16 protein-coding genes are annotated in these 18,439 nt (G+C 60.7%); all 16 read left to right on the forward strand.

Going from position 1 to position 18,439, the window contains the following annotated elements:
• The first annotated feature begins 42 nt into the window (after positions 1-42).
• The 16 genes from purB to nuoL all read left to right on the forward strand — a co-directional run bounded on the left by purB (position 43) and on the right by nuoL (position 18,422).
• A complete protein-coding gene (gene purB / locus J2Y83_RS16525) occupies positions 43-1,413 on the forward strand; it encodes an adenylosuccinate lyase (RefSeq protein WP_247397111.1) in 1,371 nt (456 codons plus the stop codon).
• Between the two features lie 84 nt (positions 1,414-1,497).
• Entirely contained in the window at positions 1,498-2,667 is a 1,170-nt protein-coding gene (locus J2Y83_RS16530; RefSeq protein WP_253396765.1) for a ribosomal protein uL16 3-hydroxylase, read from the forward strand.
• A complete protein-coding gene (locus tag J2Y83_RS16535; protein ID WP_253396768.1) occupies positions 2,660-3,082 on the forward strand; it encodes a GNAT family N-acetyltransferase in 423 nt (140 codons plus the stop codon). The genes J2Y83_RS16530 and J2Y83_RS16535 overlap by 8 nt, the downstream gene beginning before the upstream one ends.
• A 231-nt stretch (positions 3,083-3,313) precedes the next feature.
• On the forward strand, positions 3,314-4,051 hold the full coding sequence (locus tag J2Y83_RS16540; protein ID WP_253396770.1) for a secretin N-terminal domain-containing protein: 738 nt from the start codon (positions 3,314-3,316) through the stop codon (positions 4,049-4,051).
• A gap of 492 nt (positions 4,052-4,543) precedes the next feature.
• Entirely contained in the window at positions 4,544-5,869 is a 1,326-nt protein-coding gene (gene aceA, locus J2Y83_RS16545; protein ID WP_024076175.1) for an isocitrate lyase, read from the forward strand.
• Positions 5,870-6,526: 657 nt separating this feature from the next.
• The gene (locus tag J2Y83_RS16550) at positions 6,527-6,940 is read left to right on the forward strand and encodes an NADH-quinone oxidoreductase subunit A (protein WP_003219575.1); all 414 of its coding nucleotides are present in this window, start codon (positions 6,527-6,529) and stop codon (positions 6,938-6,940) included.
• 10 nt (positions 6,941-6,950) lie between these two features.
• Entirely contained in the window at positions 6,951-7,625 is a 675-nt protein-coding gene (locus tag J2Y83_RS16555; protein WP_003219572.1) for a NuoB/complex I 20 kDa subunit family protein, read from the forward strand.
• A gap of 72 nt (positions 7,626-7,697) precedes the next feature.
• The gene (nuoC, locus tag J2Y83_RS16560) at positions 7,698-9,482 is read left to right on the forward strand and encodes an NADH-quinone oxidoreductase subunit C/D (RefSeq protein ID WP_253396773.1); all 1,785 of its coding nucleotides are present in this window, start codon (positions 7,698-7,700) and stop codon (positions 9,480-9,482) included.
• Between the two features lie 2 nt (positions 9,483-9,484).
• Positions 9,485-9,982 carry an NADH-quinone oxidoreductase subunit NuoE gene (gene nuoE / locus J2Y83_RS16565; protein WP_017848059.1) on the forward strand — a complete coding sequence of 166 codons (498 nt, stop codon included), beginning with the start codon at positions 9,485-9,487 and terminating at the stop codon, positions 9,980-9,982.
• Positions 9,979-11,334 carry an NADH-quinone oxidoreductase subunit NuoF gene (gene nuoF, locus J2Y83_RS16570; protein WP_247397094.1) on the forward strand — a complete coding sequence of 452 codons (1,356 nt, stop codon included), beginning with the start codon at positions 9,979-9,981 and terminating at the stop codon, positions 11,332-11,334. The genes nuoE and nuoF overlap by 4 nt, the downstream gene beginning before the upstream one ends.
• Before the next feature lie 135 nt (positions 11,335-11,469).
• Complete coding sequence (gene nuoG, locus J2Y83_RS16575) at positions 11,470-14,184, forward strand: NADH-quinone oxidoreductase subunit NuoG (RefSeq protein WP_108525105.1); 2,715 nt, start codon at positions 11,470-11,472, stop codon at positions 14,182-14,184.
• Entirely contained in the window at positions 14,181-15,188 is a 1,008-nt protein-coding gene (gene nuoH, locus J2Y83_RS16580) for an NADH-quinone oxidoreductase subunit NuoH (protein ID WP_017848062.1), read from the forward strand. The genes nuoG and nuoH overlap by 4 nt, the downstream gene beginning before the upstream one ends.
• An 11-nt stretch (positions 15,189-15,199) precedes the next feature.
• Positions 15,200-15,748 (forward strand): NADH-quinone oxidoreductase subunit NuoI, encoded by a 549-nt coding sequence (nuoI, locus tag J2Y83_RS16585; RefSeq protein WP_253396775.1) that lies wholly within the window; start codon positions 15,200-15,202, stop codon positions 15,746-15,748.
• Between the two features lie 9 nt (positions 15,749-15,757).
• Complete coding sequence (gene nuoJ, locus J2Y83_RS16590; protein WP_247396832.1) at positions 15,758-16,261, forward strand: NADH-quinone oxidoreductase subunit J; 504 nt, start codon at positions 15,758-15,760, stop codon at positions 16,259-16,261.
• 2 nt (positions 16,262-16,263) lie between these two features.
• The gene (gene nuoK, locus J2Y83_RS16595; protein WP_026140165.1) at positions 16,264-16,572 is read left to right on the forward strand and encodes an NADH-quinone oxidoreductase subunit NuoK; all 309 of its coding nucleotides are present in this window, start codon (positions 16,264-16,266) and stop codon (positions 16,570-16,572) included.
• Positions 16,569-18,422 carry an NADH-quinone oxidoreductase subunit L gene (gene nuoL / locus J2Y83_RS16600; protein WP_253396777.1) on the forward strand — a complete coding sequence of 618 codons (1,854 nt, stop codon included), beginning with the start codon at positions 16,569-16,571 and terminating at the stop codon, positions 18,420-18,422. The genes nuoK and nuoL overlap by 4 nt, the downstream gene beginning before the upstream one ends.
• Positions 18,423-18,439: the final 17 nt, after the last annotated feature.

The raw sequence follows: 18,439 nt of genomic DNA on the forward strand, positions 1-18,439 counted from the left end.
ATACGCGCCCCATTTCGTTGCCCGACTGTCCGAGAACACCCCATGCAGCTCTCTTCGCTCACTGCGGTTTCCCCTGTTGACGGCCGCTACGCCGGCAAGACCCAGGCCCTGCGCCCGATTTTCAGTGAATACGGCCTGATCCGTGCCCGCGTACTGGTTGAAGTGCGCTGGCTCCAGCGCCTGGCCGCTCACCCCGCCATCAGCGAAGTGCCGGCGTTCTCCGCCGAAGCCAACGCTGCATTGAACACCCTGGCGGAAAACTTCTCTCTGGAGCACGCCGAGCGTGTCAAAGAGATCGAGCGCACCACCAACCACGACGTCAAAGCCATCGAATACCTGCTCAAAGAGCAAGCGGCCAAGCTGCCGGAACTGGCCAAGGTCAGCGAATTCATCCACTTTGCCTGCACCAGCGAGGACATCAACAACCTGTCCCACGCCCTGATGCTGCGCGAAGGCCGTGATGACGTGATGCTGCCGCTGATGCGCCAGACCGCCGAAGCCATCCGCGAACTGGCGATCCGCTTCGCCGCTGTGCCGATGCTGTCGCGCACCCACGGCCAACCGGCCTCGCCGACCACACTGGGTAAAGAGCTGGCCAACGTGGTGTACCGCCTGGAGCGCCAGATCGCTCAAGTCGCTGCCGTGCCGCTGCTGGGCAAGATCAACGGCGCCGTAGGCAACTACAACGCCCACCTGTCGGCCTACCCGGAGATCGACTGGGAAGCCAACGCCCGCGCCTTCATCGAAGACGAACTGGGCCTGGGCTTCAACCCGTACACTACGCAGATCGAACCGCACGACTACATCGCCGAACTGTTCGACGCGATTGCGCGCTTCAACACCATCCTGATCGACTTCGACCGTGATGTCTGGGGCTACATCTCCCTGGGCTACTTCAAGCAGCGCACCATTGCCGGTGAAATCGGTTCGTCGACCATGCCGCACAAGGTCAACCCGATCGACTTCGAAAACTCCGAAGGCAACCTCGGCATCGCCAACGCGCTGTTCCAGCACCTGGCCAGCAAGCTGCCGATCTCCCGCTGGCAGCGCGACCTGACCGACTCCACCGTACTGCGCAACCTCGGCGTGGGCTTTGCCCACAGCGTGATCGCCTACGAAGCCAGCCTCAAAGGCATCAGCAAGCTGGAACTCAACGAGCAGAAAATCGCCGCTGACCTGGACGCATGCTGGGAAGTACTGGCCGAGCCGATCCAGACCGTGATGCGCCGCTACAACATCGAAAACCCGTATGAGAAGCTCAAAGAGTTGACGCGCGGCAAAGGCATCAGCCCTCAAGCACTGCAAACTTTCATCGACGGCCTGGACATGCCCGCCGCTGCCAAGGCCGAGCTGAAGCTGCTCACCCCGGCCAACTACATCGGCAACGCCGTGGCCCAAGCCAAGCGCATCTGATCATCGCAAGCCCCTTTGAGACGCCCGGCCGCGCCGGGCGTTTTTATTCCAGTCTGAAAAGTGCTTTTTTTCAATAGGTTACACATGAATCCTGATATCCCTCTTCAACTTCTGGGCGGCATCACGGCACGGGAATTCCTGCGCGACTACTGGCAGAAAAAACCGCTGCTGATCCGTCAGGCCATTCCTGACTTCGAAAGCCCGATCGACGCCGATGAACTGGCCGGCCTGGCCCTGGAAGAAGAAGTCGAGTCGCGCCTGGTGATCGAACACGGCGAGCGTCCGTGGGAACTGCGCCGCGGCCCGTTCGTCGAAGACACCTTCAGCACCTTGCCCGAGCGCGAGTGGACCCTGCTGGTGCAGGCGGTCGACCAGTTCGTGCCGGAAGTCGCCGAATTGCTTGAGCAGTTCCGCTTCCTGCCTAGCTGGCGCATCGACGACGTGATGATCAGCTTCGCCGCGCCCGGCGGTAGCGTGGGTCCGCACTTCGATAATTACGACGTGTTCCTGCTGCAAGCCCACGGCAAGCGCAACTGGAAGATCGGCCAGATGTGCAGCTCTGAAAGCCCGATGCTGCAACACGCCGACCTGCGCATCCTCGCCGAATTCGAAGAGAGCGCTGAATGGGTGCTGGAACCGGGCGACATGCTCTACCTGCCGCCACGCCTGGCCCACTACGGCATTGCAGAAGATGACTGCATGACCTACTCGGTAGGCTTCCGCGCACCAAGCGCTGCCGAAGTACTGACCCACTTCACCGACTTCCTGAGCCAGTACCTGAGCGACGAAGAGCGTTACACTGACGCCGATATTCAGCCAGTCAGCGACCCGCACCAGATCCAGAGCGACGCCCTCAACCGTCTCAAAAGCCTGCTGGCCGAGCACATGAGCGACGAGCGCATGCTACTGACCTGGTTCGGCCAGTTCATGACCGAGCCGCGCTACCCGGAACTGGTCGCCGGCCCGGAAGAGCTGCTGGAAGAAGACGTGGTCGGCAGCCTGGAACACGGCGGCGTACTGATCCGCAACCCAAGCGCGCGCATGGCCTGGTCCGAAGTGGACGACGACCTGCTGCTGTTTGCCAGCGGCCAGAGCCGTTACCTGCCGGGCAAACTGCGCGAACTGCTGAAAATGATCTGCGCAGCCGACGCCCTGCACATCGACAACCTCAGTGAATGGCTGACGGACGAAGATGCCCGCGACCTGCTGTGCGAACTGGTCAAGCAAGGAAGCCTGGGGTTTGCCGATGAATAGGATTCACGTAAGTGTCGCGGACTGGCATAAGGATATCGCCGAGATTCGGCGCATTCGTGAAGCGGTATTTATCGCCGAACAATCGGTTCCACCCGAACTGGAATGGGACGCAGACGACGCGGATGCCGTGCATTTCCTCGCGTTCGAGGGCGACTTTCCGATTGGCACCGCGCGCCTGCTGCCCAGCGGCGAGATCGGCCGCGTGTCGGTCCTCAAGGACTGGCGCGGGCTGAAAGTCGGCGACAAGCTGATGGAAGCGGTGATCGGCGAAGCCGAAAAACGCGGCCAGCACAAACAGTTCCTCAGCGCACAGGTCTATGCCGCGCCGTTCTATGAGCGACTGGGCTTCAAGATTGTCAGCGAGGAATTCCTTGAAGTCGGGATTCCGCACGTCGATATGGTGCGCGAGGGCTGATCCTAGACCGCGTCGTTGCTATCGGGGGCAAGCCCCCTCCCACATTCGACCGCATTCCAAGGGATGCTCTCGGTCAAAATGTGGGAGGGGGCTTGCCCCCGATAGCTATTTTCAGCAACACCAAAAATACCCTGCCCCGCCAGGGTGTTTTGCCATCTACGATTCAACTTGCGACCCGCCAGGCCGACAAACTGGCACTATCAAGCCTTATGACTCGCAGAGATAACGGACATGTCCCTACGCACCCTGCTCACAGCCCTCCTCCTGACCGCCAGCTTCACGGCAGCGGCCGACACCGAAGTCGTCAACCTGAGCAACCGCACCAGCGCCGACCTGCTGCCCGTGGCGCAGAACTTCCTCGGTAAGGATGGCACCGTCAGCGCCTACGGCAATCAACTGATCGTCAATGCCGACCCTGCCAAGATCCAGAACCTGCGCGCCCTGCTCGCGCAATTGGACACACCGGCCAAGCGCCTGCTGATCACCGTCGACACCAACGAAAACAACCAGCAAAACAGTGGCGACAGCCAAACCCGCATCATCAGCTACGGTACCGCCAGCCGCGACGGCGGGATCCAGCAGATCCAGGCCAGCGAAGGCGTGCCCGCACTGATCCAGGTGGGCCAGAGCGTGCCGCTGACCACCACCCAGCCCGATGCCTATGGCCGCCCGCAAAACCAGACCCAGTACCGCAACGTCACTCAAGGCTTCTACGTGACCGCCAGCGTGACAGGCGACACCGTGCACCTGGCGATCAGTACCAACCGTGACCGCATGAGCCAGGAGCGTCCCGATGTAGTGAACGTGCAGAGCACCGACACAAGCGTCAGCGGTCGCCTGGGCGAGTGGATTCCGCTGGCCGGCATCAATCGCGAAACCCAGGCCGACAAAACCTCTCAAACCCGCACCTACACTACCCAGGGCCGCGACGACCTGACTTTACGCGTTAAAGTCGAGACCTTGAACTGAAGCACCAATAACTGACTGACGAGTCGTATGAGACTAAAGATGTAGTGCCAGAAAAAAAGCACTACAAAACATTTGACGATCCAAAAAAGCATGGGCATGATGGCCTCGCTCCCGCTAATCAGAGGCCCTGGCAAGGGCCTTCGGATCGTCACTCTAAGTTACCCACCTGAGCCGATTCGTGTCTGTACCGCCCACAAGGTGTGTTTGACGAGGTTGCGACTGGAACGAAGTTGTCCCGAGGGACGGAAGCTAACCAGGTAACGCGGCTACACACTGTTGGATCGCCCAAAGGCCCACGACGCCTGAAGACCGTTCGCAGTTCGCCCTTACCTGCCCAACTCCCCTCTCGCCCTTCGTTCATCCCGTCGCCTCCCCGCCAGACTTGACTTGAACACCGGTGCTTCTGGTCAGCGAGCAGCCATGCCCACGCACTGTATACGTGGCTGGCAAACGGAATTTTCCACCCAGACCTATGCGACGAGGTTTATCTCCATGGCACTGACACGCGAACAGCAAATTGCAGCCCTTGAAAAAGATTGGGCTGAAAACCCACGCTGGAAAGGCGTGACCCGCGCTTACTCCGCTGCTGACGTCGTCCGCCTGCGCGGCTCGGTTCAACCTGAGCACACCTTTGCAAAACTCGGCGCCGAGAAGCTGTGGAACCTGGTCACCCAGGGCGCCAAGCCTTCCTTCCGTCCCGACAAAGATTTCGTCAACTGCATGGGCGCCCTGACCGGTGGCCAGGCAGTCCAACAGGTAAAAGCCGGTATCCAGGCGATCTACCTGTCCGGCTGGCAAGTGGCTGCGGACAACAACTCCGCCGAATCCATGTACCCCGACCAATCGCTGTACCCGGTAGACTCCGTGCCAACCGTGGTCAAGCGCATCAACAACTCGTTCCGTCGCGCCGACCAGATCCAGTGGAAAGCCGGTAAAGGTCCAGGCGACGAAGGCTACATCGACTACTTCGCACCGATCGTGGCTGACGCCGAAGCCGGTTTCGGCGGCGTGCTGAACGCCTACGAGCTGATGAAGAGCATGATCGAAGCAGGCGCCGCCGGCGTTCACTTCGAAGACCAACTGGCCTCGGTAAAAAAATGCGGCCACATGGGCGGCAAAGTACTGGTACCGACCCAGGAAGCCGTGCAGAAGCTGACCGCTGCCCGTCTGGCTGCTGACGTTGCTGGTACACCGACCATCATCCTGGCCCGTACCGACGCCAACGCTGCCGACCTGCTGACGTCGGACTGCGACCCATACGACCAACCGTTCGTCACTGGCGAGCGTACCCAGGAAGGCTTCTACAAAGTGCGCGCCGGTCTCGACCAGGCCATCGCTCGCGGCCTGGCCTATGCCCCTTATGCCGACCTGATCTGGTGCGAAACCGCCAAGCCGGACCTGGCAGAAGCCCGTCGCTTCGCCGAAGCGATCAAAAAGGAATACCCGGACCAACTGCTGTCCTACAACTGCTCGCCTTCCTTCAACTGGAAGAAAAACCTGGACGACGCGACCATCGCCAAGTTCCAGCGCGAACTGTCCGCCATGGGCTACAAGCACCAGTTCATTACCCTGGCCGGCATCCACAACATGTGGCACAGCATGTTCAACCTGGCGCACGACTACGCCCGCAACGACATGACCGCCTACGTGAAGCTGCAGGAGCAGGAATTCGCTGACGCCGCCAAGGGTTACACCTTCGTGGCTCACCAGCAGGAAGTGGGCACCGGCTACTTCGACGACATGACCACCGTGATCCAGGGCGGCACCTCGTCCGTGACCGCGCTGACCGGTTCGACCGAAGAAGAACAGTTCCACTGAGTGACTGAGCAAACGGCCATTGCGGGCACGGTAAAAAGCTAACCGCAATGCCGCTCGATCTACGCCCCGACTGGTTCGGGGCGTTTTTTTTGCCCGAAAAAACGCCCCCTGACACCACACAAATCAAAAATGTGGGAGGGGGCTTGTCCCCGATTACGGTGTGTCAGTCAATACTTCGCTGCTGATCCACCGCAATCGGGGACAAGCCCCCTCCCACACTGGGAAATGCGTCCAACCTGAAAATTTTGGGCAAAATATTGATCCAAAGCGGTATTTTGTTCAGATAAATCAGCTAAAAGATCCGCACCGGCAACTAGCGGTAATCAAGCAAGTAACGACAACTTCCTGCACCACACCGCAACCATCCGCTTAACGCCCACCCAAATAACATTCATTATCATTTGGACCATAAAAGCGTCGTTACAGGTTAAACAAAACATATTTGATAAAAAGCCCGCTAATGCCCGTAACTCAAGGGCTGCAGCCCTACGGAGGTGTACTATGTGCTTATTCCACCGAATAATTTCGCTATAGGAATTTTACTTGCCCGGTGTTTAGCCATAAAATCACCGCGATTGATTCCGCTGCGACATATCGTCACTGCATTGTTACTTTTTCGAGCTCAGAGACCTTTGCTCTCTGTTAAGGATTACCAGCATGACCGAAGCGACAGGACTCATGGCCCACAACTGGGGCTTTGCCATTTTCCTCCTCGGTGTTGTCGGCCTCTGTGCCTTCATGCTCGGCGTCTCCAGCCTACTCGGGTCAAAAGCCTGGGGCCGCAGCAAAAACGAACCGTTCGAGTCCGGCATGCTGCCCACAGGTGGCGCCCGCTTGCGGCTCTCAGCCAAATTCTATCTGGTCGCGATGCTGTTCGTGATCTTCGATATCGAAGCCCTCTTTCTCTTTGCCTGGTCTGTGTCCGTCCGCGAAAGCGGCTGGACCGGATTCGTCGAAGCCCTCGTTTTCATAGCAATTCTGTTGGCAGGCCTTGTCTACCTATTTCGAGTGGGCGCCCTTGATTGGGCTCCGGAAGCTCGTCGCAAGCGGCAAGCGAAGCTGAAACAATGAGGCTTTGGCGATGCAATACAATCTCACCAGGATCGACCCGGATGCTCCTAACGAGCAGTACCCCATCGGCGAACGGGAAACCGTTTCCGATCCGTTAGAAGACCAAGTCCACAAAAACATCTACATGGGCAAGCTGGAAGACGTGCTGAGCGGCGCGGTCAACTGGGGGCGTAAAAACTCCCTGTGGCCGTACAACTTCGGTCTGTCCTGCTGCTACGTGGAAATGACCACCGCCTTCACGGCGCCCCACGACATCGCGCGCTTTGGCGCCGAAGTGATCCGGGCCTCGCCGCGTCAGGCGGATTTCATGGTTATCGCCGGAACCTGCTTTATCAAGATGGCGCCGATCATTCAGCGTCTCTACGAGCAAATGCTCGAGCCAAAGTGGGTTATCTCCATGGGTTCGTGCGCCAACTCCGGTGGCATGTACGACATCTATTCCGTTGTTCAGGGGGTGGACAAGTTCCTGCCCGTGGACGTCTACGTGCCTGGCTGCCCGCCCCGCCCTGAAGCATTTTTGCAAGGCTTGATGCTGTTGCAGGAATCGATTGGCAAGGAGCGTCGCCCACTTTCCTGGGTTGTCGGAGATCAAGGCGTTTACCGCGCCGAGATGCCGTCACAAAAGGAACAGCGCCGCGAACAGCGTATTCAGGTCACCAACCTGCGCAGCCCCGACGAAGTCTGATCCAGAGCCGCTTCTTTTATAGAACGAAAACCTGGCTTCATTCTTTACGTTGACCGAAAGCGATAAAAAACCATGACTACAGGCAGTGCTCTGTACATCCCGCCTTATAAGGCAGACGACCAGGATGTGGTCGTCGAACTCAATAACCGTTTTGGCCCTGACGCCTTCACCGCCCAGGCCACACGTACCGGTATGCCGGTGCTGTGGGTGGCGCGTGCCAGGCTCGTCGAAGTCCTGACCTTCCTGCGCAACCTGCCCAAGCCATACGTCATGCTCTATGACCTGCATGGCGTGGACGAGCGCCTGCGCACCAAGCGCCAGGGACTGCCGAGCGGCGCCGATTTCACCGTGTTCTACCACCTGATGTCGCTGGAACGTAACAGCGACGTGATGATCAAGGTCGCCCTGTCCGAGAGCGATCTGAGCGTGCCGACCGTGACCGGTATCTGGCCAAACGCCAACTGGTACGAGCGCGAAGTGTGGGACATGTTCGGCATCGACTTCCCAGGCCACCCGCACCTGTCGCGCATCATGATGCCGCCGACCTGGGAAGGTCACCCGCTGCGCAAGGACTTCCCTGCCCGCGCCACCGAATTCGATCCGTTCAGCCTGACGCTTGCCAAGCAGCAGCTTGAAGAAGAAGCCGCGCGCTTCCGTCCGGAAGACTGGGGCATGAAGCGTTCCGGCACCAACGAGGACTACATGTTCCTCAACCTGGGCCCGAACCACCCTTCAGCGCACGGTGCCTTCCGCATCATCCTGCAACTGGACGGCGAAGAAATCGTCGACTGCGTGCCAGACGTCGGTTACCACCACCGTGGTGCCGAGAAGATGGCCGAGCGCCAGTCCTGGCACAGCTTCATCCCGTACACCGACCGTATCGACTACCTCGGCGGCGTGATGAACAACCTGCCTTACGTGCTCTCGGTCGAGAAGCTGGCCGGCATCAAGGTACCGGACCGCGTCGATACCATCCGCATCATGATGGCCGAGTTCTTCCGGATCACCAGCCACCTGCTGTTCCTGGGTACCTATATCCAGGACGTCGGCGCCATGACCCCGGTGTTCTTCACCTTCACCGACCGTCAGCGCGCCTACAAGGTCATCGAAGCCGTCACCGGTTTCCGCCTGCACCCGGCCTGGTACCGCATCGGCGGTGTGGCCCATGACCTGCCCAATGGTTGGGAGCGTCTGGTCAAGGAATTCATCGACTGGATGCCCAAGCGTCTGGACGAGTACCAGAAAGCCGCCCTGGACAACAGCATCCTCAAGGGCCGCACCATCGGCGTCGCGGCCTACAACACCAAAGAGGCCCTGGAATGGGGCGTCACCGGTGCAGGCTTGCGTTCCACCGGTTGCGATTTCGACCTGCGTAAAGCGCGCCCGTACTCCGGCTACGAGAACTTCGAATTCGAAGTCCCGCTGGCGGCCAACGGCGATGCCTACGACCGTTGCATCGTGCGCGTCGAAGAAATGCGCCAGAGCCTGAAAATCATCGAGCAGTGCATGCGCAACATGCCGGCCGGCCCGTACAAGGCGGATCACCCGCTGACCACGCCGCCGCCGAAAGAGCGCACGCTGCAGCACATCGAAACCCTGATCACGCACTTCCTGCAAGTTTCGTGGGGCCCGGTCATGCCGGCCAACGAATCCTTCCAGATGATCGAAGCGACCAAGGGTATCAACAGTTATTACCTGACGAGCGATGGCGGCACCATGAGCTACCGCACCCGGATTCGTACTCCAAGCTTCCCGCACTTGCAGCAGATCCCTTCGGTGATCAAAGGCGAGATGGTCGCGGACTTGATTGCGTACCTGGGTAGTATCGATTTCGTTATGGCCGACGTGGACCGCTAAGCATGAATAACACGCTTATCCAGACAGACCGTTTCACCTTGAGTGAAACCGAGCGCTCGGCCATCGAGCACGAGCTCCATCACTATGAAGACCCGCGCGCGGCGTCGATCGAAGCCTTGAAGATCGTCCAGAAGGAACGTGGCTGGGTGCCGGACGGCGCCCTCTACGCCATCGGCGAGATCCTCGGCATCCCCGCCAGCGATGTTGAAGGCGTGGCCACGTTCTACAGCCAGATCTTCCGCCAGCCCGTGGGCCGCCACATCATTCGCGTTTGCGACAGCATGGTCTGCTACATCGGTGGTCACGAGTCGGTGGTCAGCGAGATCCAGAACAAGCTGGGCATCGGCCTCGGCCAAACCACCCCGGACGGCCGCTTCACGCTGCTGCCGGTGTGCTGCCTGGGCAACTGCGACAAGGCGCCGGCGTTGATGATCGACGACGACACATTCGGTGACGTGCAGCCTGCTGGCGTGACCCAATTGCTCGAGGGCTACCCATGACCCTGACTTCCTTCGGCCCGGCCAACCGCATCAAGCGGTCGCCCGAGACTCACCCGCTGACCTGGCGCCTGCGTGACGATGCCGAGCCCGTATGGCTCGAGGAGTACCAGGCCAAGAACGGTTACGCGGCTGCGCGCAAAGCGTTTGCCGACATGGCTCAGGACGATATCGTCCAGACCGTGAAGGACGCCGGCCTCAAGGGCCGCGGCGGTGCAGGCTTCCCCACTGGCGTGAAGTGGGGCCTGATGCCCAAAGACGAATCCATCAACATCCGCTACCTGCTGTGCAACGCGGATGAAATGGAGCCGAACACCTGGAAAGACCGCATGCTGATGGAGCAACTGCCCCATCTGCTGATCGAAGGCATGCTGATCAGCGCCCGCGCGCTGAAAACCTACCGTGGCTACATCTTCCTGCGTGGCGAATACACCACCGCCGCCAAGAACCTCAACCGTGCGGTACAAGAAGCCAAGGCTGCAGGCCTGCTGGGCAAGAACATCCTCGGTTCGGGTTTCGACTTCGAACTGTTCGTACACACCGGCGCCGGGCGTTATATCTGCGGTGAAGAAACCGCACTGATCAACTCCCTCGAAGGCCGCCGCGCCAACCCGCGTTCCAAGCCGCCCTTCCCTGCCGCCGTTGGCGTGTGGGGCAAGCCGACTTGCGTGAACAACGTCGAAACCCTGTGCAACGTGCCGGCGATCATTGCCGACGGCGTGGACTGGTACAAATCGTTGGCCCGCGAAGGCAGTGAAGACATGGGCACCAAGCTCATGGGCTTCTCCGGCAAGGTCAAGAACCCTGGCCTGTGGGAACTGCCATTCGGCGTGACCGCGCGCGAGCTGTTCGAGGACTACGCCGGCGGCATGCGCGACGGCTACACCCTCAAGGCCTGGCAGCCAGGCGGCGCCGGCACCGGCTTCCTGCTCCCCGAGCACCTCGACGCACAGATGTATGCCGGCGGCATCGGCAAGGTCGGCACCCGGATGGGTACTGGCCTGGCGATGGCGGTGGACAACACCGTGAACATGGTCTCGCTGCTGCGCAACATGGAGCAGTTCTTTGCCCGTGAATCCTGCGGTTTCTGCACCCCGTGCCGCGACGGTCTGCCGTGGAGCGTCAAGCTGCTGATGGCCCTGGAAAAAGGCGAAGGCCGCGAGGGTGACATCGAAACCCTGCTGGGGCTGGTCGGTTTCCTCGGCCCAGGCAAGACCTTCTGTGCTCACGCACCGGGCGCCGTGGAGCCATTGGGCAGCGCAATCAAATATTTCCGCTCGGAGTTCGAAGCCGGCATCGCGCCTACCAGCGCCGCCGTCCCGCCTCTGGCGAGGCCGATCGTAGTCGGCGCGTAACGCTTAAACAGGCGAAGGGTCCGTGCCCCTCGCCTCGTCATGTGCTGACGCCGTCAAGGCTGTGTTGATGCACATGAATAACAAGATTCCATTAGCCACGCCCGCTGACAACGGGCCAACGAAGATCTTTGAACCATGGCCACTATCCACGTAGACGGCAAAGCGCTCGAAGTCGATGGGGCGGACAACCTGTTACAGGCGTGTCTGTCACTAGGCCTCGACATCCCTTATTTCTGCTGGCACCCCGCGCTTGGTAGCGTCGGTGCCTGTCGCCAGTGTGCGGTCAAGCAGTACACCGACGAAAACGACACCCGTGGTCGCATCGTCATGTCCTGCATGACCCCAGCCACCGACAACACCTGGATCTCCATCGACGATGAAGAATCCAAGGCGTTCCGCGCCAGTGTCGTCGAATGGCTGATGACCAACCACCCGCACGACTGCCCGGTCTGTGAGGAAGGCGGTCACTGCCACCTGCAAGACATGACGGTGATGACCGGCCACAACGAGCGCCGCTATCGCTTCACCAAGCGCACCCACCAGAACCAGGAACTGGGCCCGTTCATTTCCCACGAAATGAACCGCTGCATCGCCTGCTACCGCTGCGTGCGCTTCTATAAAGACTACGCCGGCGGCACCGACCTCGGCGTATTCGGCGCCCACGACAACGTGTACTTCGGTCGCGTTGAAGACGGCGTACTGGAAAGCGAGTTCTCCGGCAACCTCACCGAGGTCTGCCCGACCGGCGTGTTCACCGACAAGACTCACTCCGAACGCTACAACCGCAAGTGGGACATGCAGTTCGCACCGAGCATCTGCCATGGCTGCTCCAGCGGTTGCAACATCTCCCCGGGCGAGCGCTACGGCGAACTGCGTCGCATCGAAAACCGCTTCAACGGTTCGGTCAACCAGTACTTCCTGTGCGACCGTGGCCGTTTCGGCTATGGCTATGTCAACCGCGAAGACCGCCCACGTCAGCCACTGCTGGCCGGCGGCGCGAAGCTGAACACCGACGAAGCCCTGGATAAAGCCGCCGACCTGCTGCGCGGTCGCAACATCGTCGGCATCGGTTCGCCACGCGCCAGCCTCGAAAGCAACTACGCGTTGCGCGAACTGGTCGGCGCCGAGCACTTCTACTGCGGTATCGAAGCCGCTGAACTGGAGCGCATCCGCCTGGTCCTGCAAGTGCTGAACGACAGCCCGCTGCCCGTGCCGAACATGCGCGACATCGAAGACCACGATGCAATCTTCGTGCTCGGCGAAGACCTGACCCAGACCGCCGCGCGTATGGCTCTGTCGCTGCGCCAGTCGGTCAAAGGCAAGGCCGAAGCCATGGCCGACGCCATGCGCGTACAGCCTTGGCTCGACGCCGCGGTGAAAAACATCGGCCAGCACGCGCTGAACCCGCTGTTTATCGCCAGCCTGGCCGAAACCAAGCTCGACGACATCGCCGAAGAATGCGTACACGCAGCGCCAGATGACCTGGCCCGCCTCGGTTTCGCCGTGGCCCATGCCCTTGACGCCAGCGCGCCTGCCGTTGAAGGCCTGGACGCTGAAGCCGTGGCACTCGCCCAGCGCATCGCCGACGCCCTGCTGGCGGCCAAGCGCCCACTGATCATCGCCGGCACCTCGCTGGGTTCCAAGGCGCTGATCGAAGCGGCGGCCAACATCGCCAAGGCTTTGAAGCTGCGCGAGAAGAACGGTTCCATCAGCCTGATCGTGCCGGAAGCCAACAGCCTCGGCCTGGCCATGCTCGGTGGCGACTCCGTCGACAGCGCCCTGCAAGCCGTGATCGACGGCAAAGCCGACGCCCTGGTAGTGCTGGAAAACGACCTGTACACCCGCACGGATTCGGCCAAGGTCGACGCCGCGCTGAACGCTGCCAAAGTGCTGATCGTCGCCGACCACCAGAAGACCGCTACCAGCGAGCGTGCCGACCTGGTCTTGCCGGCCGCGACCTTCGCTGAAGGCGACGGCACCCTGGTCAGCCAGGAAGGCCGCGCCCAGCGCTTCTTCCAGGTGTTCGATCCGAAGTACATGGACGCCAGCATCCTGGTTCACGAAGGCTGGCGCTGGCTGCATGCCCTGCGCTCGACTCTGCTCAATCAGCCGATCGACTGGACCCAACTCGACCACGTCACCGCAGCCGTCGCGGCGAGCGCCCCGCAACTGGCGCGCATCGTTGACGCTGCACCGTCCGCCGCGTTCCGCATCAAGGGCATGAAACTCGCCCGTGAGCCGCTGCGTTACTCCGGTCGTACCGCCATGCGCGCTGACATCAGCGTGCATGAACCGCGTACTCCGCAAGACAACGACACCGCGTTCGCCTTCTCCATGGAAGGTTACTCGGGTTCGGTCGAGCCACGTCAGCAGGTGCCATTTGCCTGGTCGCCGGGCTGGAACTCGCCGCAGGCCTGGAACAAGTTCCAGGACGAAGTCGGTGGTCATATCCGCGCTGGCGACCCGGGCACCCGCCTGATCGAACCCCAGGGCGACGCGTTGAACTGGTTCGCCGCCGTACCGCGGCCGTTCAACCCGGCCCAGGGCACCTGGCAGGTTGTGCCGTTCTTCCACCTGTTCGGCAGCGACGAGACCTCGTCCAAAGCCGCACCGGTTCAAGAACGCATCCCGGCGGCCTACGTGTCCCTGGCCAAGTCCGAAGCCGACCGTCTCGGCGTCAACGATGGTGCCCTGCTCAGCCTGAATGTCGCTGGCAAGACCCTGCGTCTGCCGCTGCGCATCAACGACGAGTTGGGTGCCGGCCTGGTTGCACTGCCAAAAGGCATCGCTGGTATTCCACCGTCGATCTTTGGCCAAACCGTTGACGGTCTGCAGGAGGCAGCGCAATGACCTGGTTCACCCCTGAAGTCATCGATGTGATCATTGCGGTCGTCAAGGCCATCGTGATCCTGTTGGCCGTGGTCGTGGCGGGCGCTTTGCTCAGCTTCGTCGAACGTCGCCTGCTGGGCTGGTGGCAGGACCGTTACGGTCCGAACCGCGTTGGCCCGTTCGGCATGTTCCAGATCGCTGCCGACATGCTGAAAATGTTCTTCAAGGAAGACTGGACGCCACCGTTTGCCGACAAGGTGATCTTCACCCTGGCACCGGTCGTGGCCATGAGCGCCTTGCTGATCGCCTTCTCGATCATCCCGATCACCCCGACCTGGGGCGTGGCGGACCTGAACATCGGCTTGCTGTTCTTCTTCGCCATGGCCGGCTTGTCGGTCTACGCGGTACTGTTCGCCGGTTGGGCCAGTAACAACAAGTTCGCCCTGCTGGGCAGCTTGCGGGCCTCGGCCCAGACCGTGTCCTACGAAGTGTTCATGGGCCTCGCGCTGATGGGCATCGTGGTGCAGGTCGGCTCGTTCAACATGCGCGACATCGTCGAGTACCAGGCGCAGAACCTGTGGTTCATCATTCCGCAGTTCTTTGGCTTCTGCACGTTCTTCATCGCTGGCGTCGCCGTGACTCACCGTCACCCGTTCGACCAGCCGGAAGCGGAACAGGAACTGGCCGACGGTTACCACATTGAATATGCCGGCATGAAGTGGGGCATGTTCTTCGTCGGTGAGTACATCGGCATCATCTTGATCTCGGCCCTGCTGGTCACGCTGTTCTTCGGCGGCTGGCACGGTCCGTTCGGCATCCTGCCACAGCTGGCGATCTTCTGGTTCTTACTGAAGACCGCGTTCTTCATCATGCTGTTTATCCTGCTGCGCGCTTCCATTCCGCGTCCACGGTATGACCAGGTGATGGATTTCAGCTGGCGCTTCTGCCTGCCGCTGACCCTGATCAATTTGCTGGTGACTGCTGCCGTTGTGTTGTTGAACACGCCAGCGGGCGCGGTTCAGTGAGGATTTGACCCATGTTCAAATATATTGGCGACATCGTTAAGGGTACCGGTACCCAGTTGCGAAGCCTGGTGATGGTGTTCGGTCACGGCTTTCGCAAACGCGACACCCTGCAATACCCGGAAGAAGCGGTGTACCTGCCGCCGCGCTATCGCGGCCGCATCGTACTGACCCGCGACCCCGATGGCGAAGAGCGTTGCGTAGCCTGCAACCTGTGCGCCGTGGCATGCCCGGTGGGTTGCATCTCCCTGCAGAAAGCTGAAACCGAAGACGGTCGCTGGTACCCGGACTTCTTCCGCATCAACTTCTCGCGCTGCATTTTCTGCGGCCTCTGCGAGGAAGCTTGCCCGACCACCGCGATCCAGCTCACACCGGATTTCGAGATGGCCGAGTTCAAACGTCAGGACCTGGTGTACGAGAAAGAAGATCTGCTGATCTCTGGTCCCGGTAAAAACCCTGATTACAACTTCTATCGTGTTGCAGGTATGGCCGTTGCCGGTAAGCCGAAAGGCACCGCACAAAACGAAGCCGAGCCGATCAACGTGAAGAGCTTGCTGCCTTAAGGAAGAAAGATGGAATTCGCTTTCTATTTCGCATCGGGTATTGCAGTGGTGTCCACGCTTCGCGTGGTCACTAACACCAACCCCGTGCACGCCCTGCTCTACCTGATCATTTCGCTGATCGCCGTGGCCATGACCTTTTTCAGCCTCGGCGCACCGTTCGCCGGTGTACTGGAAGTGATCGCCTACGCTGGCGCCATCATGGTGCTGTTCGTGTTTGTGGTGATGATGCTCAACCTAGGGCCGGCCTCGGTCGCCCAGGAACGCGTCTGGCTCAAGCCCGGCATCTGGCTCGGCCCGGTGATCCTCGCCGCGCTGCTGCTGGCTGAACTGCTGTATGTCCTGTTCGCTCACCAGAGCGGCCAGGCCATCGGCCACACCACCGTTGACGCGAAGGCCGTGGGCGTCAGCCTGTTCGGCCCGTACCTGCTGGTGGTCGAACTGGCTTCGATGCTGCTGCTCGCCGCGGCCATCACCGCCTTCCACTTGGGCCGTAACGAAGCCAAGGAGCAATGACGATGCCTGCTATCCCTTTGGAGCATGGTCTGGCGGTCGCCGGCATCCTGTTCTGCCTTGGCCTGGTCGGCCTGATGGTTCGCCGTAACATTTTGTTCGTGTTGATGAGCCTGGAAGTCATGATGAACGCTGCGGCACTGGCGTTCATCGTGGCAGGTAGCCGTTGGGGCCAGCCGGATGGACAAGTCATGTTCATCCTGGTGATCAGCCTGGCAGCCGCCGAGGCCAGTATTGGCCTGGCGATCCTGCTGCAACTGTATCGTCGCTTCCACACGCTTGATATCGACGCTGCCAGTGAGATGCGCGGATGAACATGATCTTTCTGACTTTCGTATTTCCCCTGATCGGTTTCCTGCTGCTGTCGTTCTCTCGTGGACGCTGGTCGGAAAACCTCTCGGCCCTGATCGGCGTGGGCTCCATCGGCCTGTCGGCGATTGTCACCGCCTACGTCATCTGGCAATTCAACGTTGCGCCGCCGGAAGGCGGTCACTACACCCTGGTGTTGTGGCAGTGGGTGTCGGTGGAAGGCTTCAAGCCTAACTTCGCCCTCTACATCGACGGCCTGTCGATCACCATGCTTGGCGTGGTGGTGGGTGTAGGCTTCCTGATCCACCTGTTCGCGTCCTGGTACATGCGCGGTGAAGCCGGTTACTCGCGCTTCTTCGCATACACCAACCTGTTTATCGCCAGCATGCTGTTCCTGGTGCTGGGCGATAACCTGTTGTTCCTGTACTTCGGCTGGGAAGGCGTGGGCCTGTGCTCGTACCTGTTGATCGGTTTCTACTACAGCAACCGCAACAACGGTAACGCAGCACTCAAAGCCTTTATCGTGACCCGGATCGGCGACGTGTTCATGGCCATCGGCCTGTTCATCCTGTTCCAACAGGTGGGCACGTTGAACATCCAGGAACTGCTGGTGCTGGCACCGCAGAAATTCCAGGTCGGCGACTTCTGGATCACCCTGGCGACCCTGATGCTGCTGGGCGGCGCTGTCGGTAAATCCGCGCAACTGCCACTGCAAACCTGGCTGGCGGACGCGATGGCTGGCCCGACGCCTGTTTCGGCACTGATCCACGCCGCAACGATGGTGACCGCCGGTGTCTACCTGATCGCCCGGACCCACGGCCTGTTCACCCTGGCGCCGGACGTCCTGCACCTGGTGGGCCTGGTCGGCGGCGTGACCCTGGTACTGGCCGGCTTCGCCGCGCTGGTGCAGACCGACATCAAGCGTATCCTCGCCTACTCGACCATGAGCCAGATCGGCTACATGTTCCTGGCCCTGGGCGTCGGTGCCTGGGACTCGGCGATCTTCCACCTGATGACCCACGCCTTCTTCAAGGCCCTGCTGTTCCTCGCCTCCGGTGCGGTGATCGTTGCCTGCCACCACGAGCAGAACATCTTCAAGATGGGCGGTCTGTGGAAGAAATTGCCACTGGCCTACGCCAGCTTCATCGTCGGTGGCGCCGCACTCTCTGCGCTGCCATTGGTGACCGCCGGTTTCTACTCGAAAGACGAAATCCTCTGGGAAGCCTTTGCCAGCGGTAACCAGAACCTGCTCTACGCAGGCCTGGTGGGTGCGTTCATGACCTCGCTGTACACCTTCCGCCTGATCTTCATCACCTTCCACGGTGAAGCCAAGACCGAAGCACACGCAGGCCACGGCATCTCCCATTGGCTACCGCTGTCGGTGCTGATCATCCTGTCGACCTTCATCGGCGCCTTGATCACTCCGCCACTGGCCGGTGTACTGCCGGAAAGCGTCGGCCATGCCGGCGGCGATGCCAAGCACAGCCTGGAGCTCGCTTCAGGCGCCATCGCGGTGGCCGGTATCCTGCTCGCAGCCCTGCTGTTCCTCGGCAAGCGTCGTTTCGTCACCGCCGTCGCCAACAGTGGCATTGGTCGCTTCCTGTCGGCTTGGTGGTTCGCCGCCTGGGGCTTCGATTGGATCTACGACAAACTGTTCGTCAAGCCTTACCTTGCGATCAGCTTTGTGCTGCGCAAAGACCCGCTCGACCAGACCATCGGTTTGATCCCGCGCGCCGCCAAGGCTGGCCACACCGCCCTGAGCCGCAGCGAGACTGGCCAATTGCGTTGGTATGCAGCTTCCATGGCGGCGGGTGCCGTTCTGGTGATCGGCGCCATCGTTGTGGTAGCGGTCTGACCATGTCTAAGTACATT

The organism is Pseudomonas marginalis (assembly GCF_024169655.1).
Classification (GTDB): Bacteria; Pseudomonadota; Gammaproteobacteria; order Pseudomonadales; family Pseudomonadaceae; genus Aquipseudomonas; species Aquipseudomonas paraveronii.

What these genes read in the sequence shown, in the direction of transcription:
- aceA (WP_024076175.1), top strand. Translation starts at nt 4,544, where the DNA reads ATGGCACTGACACGCGAACAGCAAATTGCAGCCCTTGAAAAAGATTGG.
- nuoK (WP_026140165.1), top strand. Translation starts at nt 16,264, where the DNA reads ATGCCTGCTATCCCTTTGGAGCATGGTCTGGCGGTCGCCGGCATCCTG.
- nuoH (WP_017848062.1), top strand. Translation starts at nt 14,181, where the DNA reads ATGACCTGGTTCACCCCTGAAGTCATCGATGTGATCATTGCGGTCGTC.
- nuoL (WP_253396777.1), top strand. Translation starts at nt 16,569, where the DNA reads ATGAACATGATCTTTCTGACTTTCGTATTTCCCCTGATCGGTTTCCTG.
- J2Y83_RS16540 (WP_253396770.1), top strand. Translation starts at nt 3,314, where the DNA reads ATGTCCCTACGCACCCTGCTCACAGCCCTCCTCCTGACCGCCAGCTTC.
- nuoI (WP_253396775.1), top strand. Translation starts at nt 15,200, where the DNA reads ATGTTCAAATATATTGGCGACATCGTTAAGGGTACCGGTACCCAGTTG.
- nuoF (WP_247397094.1), top strand. Translation starts at nt 9,979, where the DNA reads ATGACCCTGACTTCCTTCGGCCCGGCCAACCGCATCAAGCGGTCGCCC.
- purB (WP_247397111.1), top strand. Translation starts at nt 43, where the DNA reads ATGCAGCTCTCTTCGCTCACTGCGGTTTCCCCTGTTGACGGCCGCTAC.
- nuoG (WP_108525105.1), top strand. Translation starts at nt 11,470, where the DNA reads ATGGCCACTATCCACGTAGACGGCAAAGCGCTCGAAGTCGATGGGGCG.
- J2Y83_RS16550 (WP_003219575.1), top strand. Translation starts at nt 6,527, where the DNA reads ATGACCGAAGCGACAGGACTCATGGCCCACAACTGGGGCTTTGCCATT.
- nuoC (WP_253396773.1), top strand. Translation starts at nt 7,698, where the DNA reads ATGACTACAGGCAGTGCTCTGTACATCCCGCCTTATAAGGCAGACGAC.
- nuoE (WP_017848059.1), top strand. Translation starts at nt 9,485, where the DNA reads ATGAATAACACGCTTATCCAGACAGACCGTTTCACCTTGAGTGAAACC.
- J2Y83_RS16535 (WP_253396768.1), top strand. Translation starts at nt 2,660, where the DNA reads ATGAATAGGATTCACGTAAGTGTCGCGGACTGGCATAAGGATATCGCC.
- J2Y83_RS16530 (WP_253396765.1), top strand. Translation starts at nt 1,498, where the DNA reads ATGAATCCTGATATCCCTCTTCAACTTCTGGGCGGCATCACGGCACGG.
- nuoJ (WP_247396832.1), top strand. Translation starts at nt 15,758, where the DNA reads ATGGAATTCGCTTTCTATTTCGCATCGGGTATTGCAGTGGTGTCCACG.
- J2Y83_RS16555 (WP_003219572.1), top strand. Translation starts at nt 6,951, where the DNA reads ATGCAATACAATCTCACCAGGATCGACCCGGATGCTCCTAACGAGCAG.